Origin of the sequence: Psychroserpens jangbogonensis, assembly GCF_000797465.1 — a bacterium.
GTDB lineage: Bacteria > Bacteroidota > Bacteroidia > Flavobacteriales > Flavobacteriaceae > Psychroserpens > Psychroserpens jangbogonensis.
This window is the reverse complement of the sequence record NZ_JSWG01000011.1, coordinates 169,211-180,332: the sequence shown is the minus strand read 5'-3', so window position 1 is coordinate 180,332 and position 11,122 is coordinate 169,211. Positions and strand designations below refer to the sequence as shown.

Genomic DNA, 11,122 nt, shown 5'->3' with positions numbered 1-11,122 from the left:
ACTGTAACTTTTACAGATAGTTCGGTAAGTGCTTGTGGTAATACTGAAACAATTACGAGAACTTGGACCGCTACTGATGAATGTGGAAATTCTGTATCTGATACACAAACTATTTCTGTAGAAGATACTATAGCACCTGACGTGTCAGCTTGTTCTATTGAAAATACGGTCTTAGAATGTTCTGATACTGATAATGAATCGCTTGCTGATGCTTGGAATGCTGCTAATATTGCTGCGCTTGAAGCTTGTGCAACTGATACTTGTGATGATGACTTAACTGGTCAGGTAACTTCAGATTATGACTTTAATAACTTAAATACAACTTGTGGTCCTTGTGGTACCATTAATGTAATTTATACTGTTTCAGATGAGTGCGGTAATAGTACTCCTATTGCTGTTACTTTAACTTTTGATGATGGAACTATTCCAGATTTATCTAATTGTTCAGTTACTGATGAAGCTATTGAGTGTGATGGTGCAAATAATGAAACTTTAGCGAATGATTGGAATGCTGCTAACATTGTTGCTCTTGAAAATTGTGCTGATGATCTTGGTGTAAATGTAACTTCTAATTTTGCGTTTACTAACCTAATAAGTACATGTGGACAAGCTGGTACTATTGCTGTTATTTATACAATTACAGATGATTGTGGTAATGCTACAACTTTAAGTGCTACACTTACAATTGAAGATAATACAGCTCCTACATTTACAGTTCCTGGTGATATTGCTATCGAATGTGATCAAGATCCTAATGATCTTTCTATTACTGGTGATGTAACTGACGAAACAGATGCCTGTTCTGGTGCTTTAGAAGCGACTTTCGCTGATAGTGTTGCAGATGGTGCTTGTGCTAACGAATCTATAATTACTAGAACTTGGACACTTATTGATGACTGTGATAATACAACAACCTTAGTTCAAACGATTACGGTTGAAGATAACACGGCTCCTACTTTTACGGCTCCTTCGGATATCGCTATTGAATGTGATCAAGATTCTAATGATCTTAACTTAACTGGTGATGTGATTGATGAAGCTGATAACTGTTCTACTGGACTTGAAGCAACTTTTGCTGATAGTGTTGCAGATGGTGCTTGTGCGAACGAATCTATCATTACAAGAACTTGGACACTTATTGATGACTGTGATAATACTACAACCTTAGTTCAAACGATTACGGTTGAAGATAACACGGCTCCTACTTTTACGGCTCCTTCTAATATCGCTATTGAATGTGATCAAGATTCTAATGATCTTAACTTAACTGGTGATGTAACTGATGAAGCTGATAACTGTTCTACTGGACTTGAAGCGACTTTCGCTGATAGTGTTGCAGATGGTGCTTGTGCTAATGAGTCTGTAATTACTAGAACTTGGATACTTATTGATGACTGTGATAATACGACAACCTTAGTTCAAACGATTACGGTTGAAGATAACACGGCTCCTACTTTTACGGCTCCTTCGGATATCGCTATTGAATGTGATCAAGATTCTAATGATCTTAACTTAACTGGTGATGTAACTGATGAAGCTGATAACTGTTCTACTGGACTTGAAGCGACTTTCGCTGATAGTGTTGCAGATGGTGCTTGCGCTAATGAATCTATCATTACAAGAACTTGGACACTTATTGATGACTGTGATAATACTACAATCTTAGTTCAAACGATTACGGTTGAAGATAACACGGCTCCTACTTTTACGGCGCCTAGTGATATCGCTATCGAATGTGATCAAGATTCTAATGATCTTAACTTAACTGGTGATGTGACTGATGAAGCTGATAACTGTTCTACTGGACTTGAAGCAACTTTTGCTGATAGTGTTGCAGATGGTGCTTGTGCTAACGAATCTATAATTACTAGAACTTGGACATTAATTGATGATTGTGATAATACTACAACCTTAGTTCAAACGATTACGATTGAAGATAACACGGCTCCTATATTAACAATTCCAGCTGATGCAACTGTGGAATGTACAGATAGTACTGACCCTTCTGCTAATGGAACCGCTACTGCTACTGATAATTGTGGAACAACAACTGTAACTTTTACAGATAGTTCGGTAAGTTCTTGTGGTAATACGGAAACAATTACGAGAACTTGGACTGCTATTGACGAATGTGGTAACACTGTGTCTGATACACAAACTATTTCTGTTGTAGACAATACAGCTCCTACTTTAACCGTTCCTGCTGACACAACTGTGGAATGTACAGATAGTACTGACACTTCTGCAAATGGAACTGCTACTGCTATTGATACTTGTGGAGCAACTACTGTAACTTTTACAGATAGTTCGGTAAGTGCTTGTGGTAATACGGAAACAATTACGAGAACTTGGACTGCGACTGACGAATGTGGTAACACTGTATCTGATACGCAAACTATTTCTGTTGTAGATACTATAGCTCCAGATTTAACTGCTTGTTCTATTGAAAATACGGTCTTAGAATGTTCTGATACTGATAACGAAAATCTTGCTGATGCATGGAATGCTGCTAATATTGCTGCGCTTGAAGCTTGTGCAACTGATACATGTGATGATAACTTAACTGGTCAAGTAACTTCAGATTATGACTTTAATAACTTAAATACAACTTGTGGTCCTTGTGGAACTATTAATGTGACTTATACTATCACTGATGATTGTGGCAATAGTTCTTCTAGAACTGTAACACTAACATTTGATGATGGAACGATTCCTGATTTATCTAATTGTTCAGTTACTGATGCTTCTATTGAATGCTCTGGTGCAGATAATGAAACTTTAGCTAACGCTTGGAATGCTACTAACATTACTGCTCTTGAAAATTGCGCAGATGATTTAGGAATTACAGTTACTTCTAATTATGACTTTAATAACCTAAGCTCTACATGTGGACAAGGTGGCACTATTGCTGTAGTTTATACTATTACTGATGATTGTGGTAATGCAACTACACTAAATGCTACACTTACTTTGGAAGATACAACGCCTCCTACATTTACTGTGCCTGGTGATATTTCTATTGAATGTGATCAAGATCCTAGTGATCTTTCTATAACTGGTGATGTAACAAACGAAACTGATTCGTGTTCTGGTGCTTTAGAAGCTACTTACACAGATGCTGTTGCGGATGGTGCTTGTGCTAATGAATCTATAATTACTAGAACTTGGACATTAATTGATGACTGTAATAACACAACAATACTAGTTCAAACTATTACGGTTGAAGATAATACAGCGCCAATCTTAACTGTTCCTGCTGATGCAACTGTGGAATGTACTGAAACTACTGACCCTTCTGCTACTGGATCTGCTACTGCCACTGATAATTGTGGTGATGTAACTATTACTTTTACCGATAGTTCTGTTGAAGCTTGTGGTAATACAGAAACAATTACGAGAACTTGGACGGCTACTGATGAATGTGGAAATGTTATTTCTGATACTCAAACTATTTCAGTTGAAGATAATACAGCTCCAATTTTAACGGTTCCTGCTGATGCAACTGTGGAATGTACGGAAAGTACTGAACCTCTTGCTACCGGAACTGCTACTGCTACTGATACTTGTGGTACAACTACTGTAACTTTTATAGATAGTTCGGTAAGTGCATGTGGTAACACAGAAACAATTACGAGAACTTGGACGGCTACTGATGAATGTGGAAATTCTGTATCTGATACACAAACTATTTCTGTAGAAGATACTATAGCACCTGACGTGTCAGCTTGTTCTATTGAAAATACGGTCTTAGAATGTTCTGATACTGATAATGAATCGCTTGCTGATGCTTGGAATGCTGCTAATATTGCTGCGCTTGAAGCTTGTGCAACTGATACATGTGATGATGACTTAACTGGTCAAGTAACTTCAGATTATGACTTTAATAACTTAAATACAACTTGTGGTCCTTGTGGTACCATTAATGTAACCTATACAATCACTGACGATTGTGGTAATGCAACTACAGTTAATGCTATTCTTACTTTTGATGATGGAACAATCCCAGATTTATCTAATTGTTCAGTTACTGATGAAGCTATTGAGTGTGAAGGTGATAATAATGAAACCTTAACTAATGATTGGAATACTGCTAATATTGCAGCTCTTGAAACTTGTGCTGATGATCTTGCTATAACAGTAACTTCTAATTATGCATTTACTAACTTAGTTAGTACATGTGGACAAGCTGGTACTATTGCTGTTATTTATACAATTACAGATGACTGTGGTAATGCTACAACTTTAAGTGCTACACTTACTATTGAAGATACAACACCGCCTACATTTACTGTTCCTAATGATATTGCTATCGAATGTGATCAAGATCCTAATGATCTTAACTTAACTGGCGATGTAACTGATGAAACAGATGCCTGTTCTGGTGCTTTAGAAGCGACTTTCACTGATAGTGTTGCAGATGGTGCTTGTGCTAACGAATCTATAATTACTAGAACTTGGACACTTATTGATGACTGTGATAATACAACAACCTTAGTTCAAACGATTACAGTTGAAGATAACACGGCTCCTACTTTTACGGCTCCTTCTGATATCGCTATCGAATGTGATCAAGATTCTAATGATCTTAACTTAACTGGTGATGTAACTGATGAAGCTGATAACTGTTCTACTGGACTTGAAGCAACTTTCGCTGATAGTGTTGCAGATGGTGCTTGTGCTAACGAATCTATAATTACTAGAACTTGGACACTTATTGATGACTGTGATAATACTACAACACTAGTTCAAACTATTACGGTTGAAGATAACACGGCTCCTACTTTTACGGCTCCTTCTGATATCGCTATTGAATGTGATCAAGATTCTAATGATCTTAACTTAACTGGTGATGTAACTGATGAAGCTGATAACTGTTCTACAGGACTTGAAACAACTTTTGCTGATAGTGTTGCAGATGGTGCTTGTGCTAATGAATCTATAATTACTAGAACTTGGACACTTGTTGATGACTGTGATAATACTACAACCTTAGTTCAAACGATTACAGTTGAAGATAACACGGCTCCTACTTTTACGGCTCCTTCTGATATCGCTATTGAATGTGATCAAGATTCTAATGATCTTAACTTAACTGGTGATGTAACTGATGAAGCTGATAACTGTTCTACTGGACTTGAAGCGACTTTCGCTGATAGTGTTGCAGATGGTGCTTGTGCTAACGAATCTATCATTACTAGAACTTGGACACTTGTTGATGACTGTGATAATACTACAACCTTAGTTCAAACGATTACGGTTGAAGATAACACGGCTCCTACTTTTACGGCTCCTTCTAATATCGCTATTGAATGTGATCAAGATTCTAATGATCTTAACTTAACTGGTGATGTAACTGATGAAGCTGATAACTGTTCTACTGGACTTGAAGCAACTTTCGCTGATAGTGTTGCAGATGGTGCTTGTGCTAATGAATCTATCATTACGAGAACTTGGACACTTGTTGATGACTGTGATAATACAACAACCTTAGTTCAAACGATTACGGTTGAAGATAACACGGCTCCTACTTTTACGGCTCCTTCTAATATCGCTATTGAATGTGATCAAGATTCTAATGATCTTAACTTAACTGGTGATGTAACTGATGAAGCTGATAACTGTTCTACTGGACTTGAAGCAACTTTTGCTGATAGTGTTGCAGATGGTGCTTGTGCTAACGAATCTATCATTACTAGAACTTGGACACTTGTTGATGACTGTGATAATACTACAACCTTAGTTCAAACGATTACAATTGAAGATAACACAGCTCCTACTTTTACGGCGCCTAGTGATATGACTGTAGAATGTGATGTGGATGTAAATGATCTTGCCTTAACTGGTGATGTGACTGACGAAGCCGATAACTGTTCTACTGGACTTGAAGCAACTTTTGCTGATAGTGTTGCAGATGGTGCTTGTGCTAATGAATCTATCATTACAAGAACTTGGACACTTATTGATGCCTGTGATAATACAACAACCTTAGTTCAAACAATTACTGTTGAAGATAATACAGCTCCGACGTTTACAGTGCCAAATAATATTACTGTTGAATGTGATTTAGATGTAAACAACTTAGTATTAATTGGTGATGTTTCTGACGAAGCTGATAACTGTTCGACAGGGCTTGAAGCAACTTTTGCAGATAGCGTTGCAGATGGTAACTGTGTTAATGAATCTATCATTACGAGAACTTGGACGCTTATCGATGATTGTGAAAATGCAACAACGTTAGTTCAAACGATTACTGTTGAAGATAATACTGCGCCAACATTTACGGTACCAGCGAATATCGCTGTAGAATGTGATGTAGATGTAGATGACTTAACTTTAACTGGTGATGTGACTGACGAAGCTGATAACTGTTCAGTAGAAATTGAAGCAACATACATTGATACTGTTGTTGATGGTACTTGTCCAAATGAATTTGTTATTACTAGGACTTGGACACTTTCTGATGAATGTGAAAACACAACAACTCTTGAACAAACTATTACAGTTGAAGACACTATCGCTCCGACGTTAGTATCGGATTTAGAAGATGAAATATTTATAATATGTAATGATATCCCAGATGTTCCAGAATTAGTTTTTGAAGACGCATGTTCTACAAATATGAATGTAACATTTACTGAAAACTCTACTTCAGATGGAACAGTACAAGATTATATTATTATAAGAGAATGGCTAGTAGAAGATGATTGCGGAAATCAAGCTTTATTTACACAACTAATTAATGTTAGTGTGGAAAGTGAAATTGAAGTTCTAGAAATTGAAAGTCTATGTATACTTGAAGATTTTAACTTTGATCTATTCAGTTTATTGTCTGGTAACTATGATACAGATGGTGTTTGGACAGTAACTCTTGGAGATGCTACTTTAGATGGTAGTCTATTTAATCCTTCAACATTATTAGATATTAACGGTGAATACACTGATGCAGACTTAGGTGATTACATTTTCACTTATACTGTTGGTGGTATTTGCCCAAGTGAAACTCAAGTAACAATAACTATTGACGATGAATGTCGTGTTTTACCTTGTGGTGAAGATGATCTTATTATTTCGAAAGCTGTTACAGTAAATAATGATGGAATTAACGAATTCTTTACCGTTGGTGGTGTTGAGGAGTGTGGCTTTGTTATAGAGTTACAAATATTCAATCGTTGGGGAGCTAAAATATATGATAATTCAAATTATAATAATAAATGGAATGGTACGTCATCAAGTGGATCAATTGGAAACTCTGGTTTTGTCCCAACTGGAACATACTATTACATAATAAATTTAAAAAATAGTGGATTAAGACCTATTACAGGCCCAATCTATGTATCAACAAACTAAATCTTAACCTCAAATGAAATTAGTAAAGTTTAACATTATAGCATTTATACTATTCAGTAGCTGGATGGGAGTTGCTCAGCAATTGCCGCAGTTTACTCAGTATATGTACAATACTATCGCTATTAATCCAGCTTATGCAGGAAGTAGAGAAACGTTAAGTGTTGTAGGTCTTCATAGAAGTCAATGGGTTGGTCTTGAAGGAGGTCCAACTACTCAAACACTTTCTGTGCATACACCTCTAAGGAATGAGAAAGTTGGAATAGGTCTCTCTTTTATAAATGATGAATTAGGTTTTCAAAACTTTTCATATTTATATGGTGACTTTTCTTATACCATTCGTGTAAGTGAAAACAGTCAATTGGCATTTGGTATTAAAGCCGGGTTTACAAGTTTTAGTCTTGACCCAGACTTCCAAATATCAGAATCTAATGATCCTGTGATTTTCGGATTTGAAGATCGTTGGAAACCAAATATTGGTACTGGTGTTTACTGGCATAGTAATAAATGGTATGTTGGACTTTCTGCACCTAGAATTTTAAACACAGACTATACTGGAGATGAAGAATTTGAATCTTTAGAAAGAATCAGTTACTATTTCACTGGTGGTTATGTTTTTGATTTAAGTGAAGATATTAAGCTTAAACCAGCTGTTCTACTTAAAGGAACTAATGGTGCTCCATTATCTTTTGATCTTACAGCAAACTTTTTATTCTATGAAAAGTTCTGGGTTGGTGGATCTTACAGAATAAACGAATTAGCTCAGGCTATTGGTGGTATTGCAGATTTTCAAGTATCTAAACAATTGAGAGTTGGTTATGCCTATGAATATCCATTATCAGAGTTAAGCGCCTATACAAGTGGAACTCATGAAGTTCTACTTATGTTCGAAATATTTAAAAGCAAACGTATTAAATCGCCTAGATACTTCTAAAAATTTAATCATGATGAAAACAAAATCTTTAATAATACTTTTTGTGCTTAGTAGCACATTCATGATCGCTCAAGAAAAGCTAGCCGATAAATTCTTTGGTAATTACAGTTATGTAAAAGCAACTGAATTATATAAAGAAGTGCTAAAAGATGGCGATACTAGTTTACACGTATTGACTCGACTTGGTGATTGTTATTACAACAATTCAAAATCTGAGGACGCTGCACTTTGGTATGGAAAAGCAATGGAAAAATACGAAAGCGATATAAATCCTGAATACATTTATAAATACATTCAGTCTTTAAGGAGTTTAGGTAATTATTCTGAAGCTACACAGTGGATGAAAAAATTTACAGAAATCCAAAATAACGACACGAGAGTAAAAGGATACGATCCAGAAAACATTAGCAAATTCAACGAATTGGCTAAAACTGAAAACGATCGTGTAGTCAAGTTAGTTAACTTACCTTTTAATTCTAAATATTCTGATTTCGGTTCGTTTATTTACAATGACCAATTATACTTTGCTTCGTCTAGAAATACAGATGAAGAGAAGCTATACAGTTGGAATCAAGAGCCTTTTTTAGATATCTATAAGGTTTCTGTAGAAAGAAAAACTGATACAGTAACTTATGGTAGTGCTGATTTTATAAATGCTGAAAAAATAAATACAGACTATCATGAAGCTTCTGTTGCTATTACAAATGATGGTAAAACCATGTATTTTACTAGAGACAATGTCAGCAAAAAGAATAAAGTTAAATACGATAAAGAAGGAACAACACATTTAAAGCTTTACAAAGCTAATCTTGTAGGTGATACCTGGACAGATATCGAAGAGCTTCCTTTTAATGACGACGTGTTCTCAAGTGGACACCCTACTTTGAGTCCTAATAACAAAATCTTATATTTTGTTTCAGATCGTGAAGGAGGATTAGGTCAAACCGATATTTATCAAGTTGAAATTAATGACGACAATACCTATACAGAACCCATAAATCTTGGAGAAAAAATTAATACTGAAGGACGTGAAATGTTTCCTTTCGTTAGCCAAGACAGTACATTTTATTTTTCGTCTGATGGCCATTTAAACCTAGGTTTTCTCGATATATTTAAATCTAACGTAATAAAAGATGAAAATGCACAACCAGAAAATCTTGGTGCACCATATAATAGTGGTTATGATGATTTTGCATTCTTTATGAATCCTTCTGAAGAAGAGAATGATAAAACAGGTTACTTCTCTTCTAATAGACCAGATGGCCAAGGAAGTGATGACATCTATAGTTTCGATGCCAGTATTTGCCTGCAAACTATTAAAGGAATTACAAGAGATTTAAACACTAATGATATTATTGCTGGCACAACCGTTAAACTCGTTAGTGAAGTTGGTAAAGTACTTGAAGAAGTAGAATCTAACGAATTAGGAGAATATGAATTCACAGTTGACTGTAATAAAAAGTACACTGTAGTTGGTAGCAAAGAAGATTTTAAAGATGACCTAAAGGAAGTCTCTACTGATAACAAACATGAAAAAATAACTGAGGCAGATCTTTATTTAGAGCCATTAGTTTATGATAATCAAATTGTTATCAACCCTATTTTCTTTGATTTCGATAAATCCAATATTAGAACAGATGCAAAATACGAACTAGAGAACATAGTAGATGTGATGAGAACACATCCAACAATGGTAATCAAAATTGAAGCACATACTGATAGTCGTGGACGTGATGCATATAATATGAAATTATCTGATAGAAGAGCGAAATCGACAATGGACTATATCATTTCAAGAGGAATTCCTGCTGACCGAATAGAAAGTGCTATCGGATATGGAGAAACACAATTGTTAAACAAATGTGCGAATCGAGTGAAGTGCTCAGAAGAAGAGCATCAATTAAACAGACGTTCTTATTTCTATATTTTAAAAGAATAAAATTACTCTCTATTTTCAAATAAGAAAAAGCAGATTCATTTATGATCTGCTTTTTCGCATTTTACAGAACTCCTAATACTTGAAAATAGTATTATAAGCTTTGTTATCTGAATCATCTATAATAAAGACGCTAATTGCAAACCAATCATTTAAAAAGAAGTCTGTGACATATAATTCTTCAGTATCTTCATCTAAGGCTTTATCCGGAAATCCTTCAATTTGAATGATGTAGTTGCCATTTTGCCTTAAATAGGCATAAGAGCTTCCAATTATAACAGTAGAGTGCTTATCGGTCTTAAAATACGCTTCGTAATACTCATCATCAATTGTATAGGTCCTTGCAAATTGATATGCAAGACTTGTTCTTGGAATAGAATCAAACTTTAAATAAGAAGTAACAGCTTCATCAATTGCAGCTATCTGTTCATCTGTATCATGATCAACATAAAAATTAGAAAGCCCTTCTCTTACTTTTCCAAAATAAATGCTTTTGTGAAAATTCTTAGTTCCTAAATCTTTGTAGCTTAAAGCATATAAAGTGAGTTCGATATCTTGTTTAATTTCATCTTTTAACTTATATATTAAACAAACACCTACAGTATGGAAATCTTTATTCATAAAAATAGAATCCTTAAGCTTTCCTCCTTTTTTGAATAAATCAATTGCAAACCTTTGAAATTCTGTAGTTAAAGTACTGTCACTTTCAATATATAATTTATCGAGGGACTTATCATCTATATCTATTTTTATACTGGACTGACTGAGTATAGGCCAGTTAGAACAAAACAGTAAAACAAAAATAATATATCGCACAAGTCAAGTTTGACTAAAGACATAAAAACAAAAAAAGCCACAGTTAAACTGTGGCTTTAAAAACAATAATTTGCTATTAATTTAGTTTTTGA

General features: G+C 35.0%; 4 protein-coding genes. 3 read left to right on the top strand and 1 reads right to left on the bottom strand.

Annotated features, from left to right (window positions below):
* The 3 genes from RH81_RS12060 to RH81_RS17315 all read left to right on the top strand — a co-directional run.
* Nucleotides 1-7,347, top strand: a 7,347-nt coding sequence (locus RH81_RS12060; RefSeq protein ID WP_033960628.1) for a T9SS type B sorting domain-containing protein, incomplete at its 5' end; no start/stop codon positions are given.
* Nucleotides 7,348-7,360: 13 nt separating this feature from the next.
* A complete protein-coding gene (locus RH81_RS12055) occupies nt 7,361-8,278 on the top strand; it encodes a PorP/SprF family type IX secretion system membrane protein (RefSeq protein WP_033960626.1) in 918 nt (305 codons plus the stop codon).
* Nucleotides 8,279-8,291: 13 nt separating this feature from the next.
* Nucleotides 8,292-10,217, top strand: coding sequence for an OmpA family protein (locus RH81_RS17315; protein ID WP_033960653.1), 1,926 nt, complete (start codon nt 8,292-8,294; stop codon nt 10,215-10,217).
* 72 nt (nt 10,218-10,289) lie between these two features.
* Here the strand turns inward: RH81_RS17315 and RH81_RS12045 are convergent, their stop codons facing one another.
* Entirely contained in the window at nt 10,290-11,030 is a 741-nt protein-coding gene (locus tag RH81_RS12045; protein WP_033960624.1) for a hypothetical protein, read from the bottom strand.
* Between the last annotated feature and the right edge of the window lie 92 nt (nt 11,031-11,122).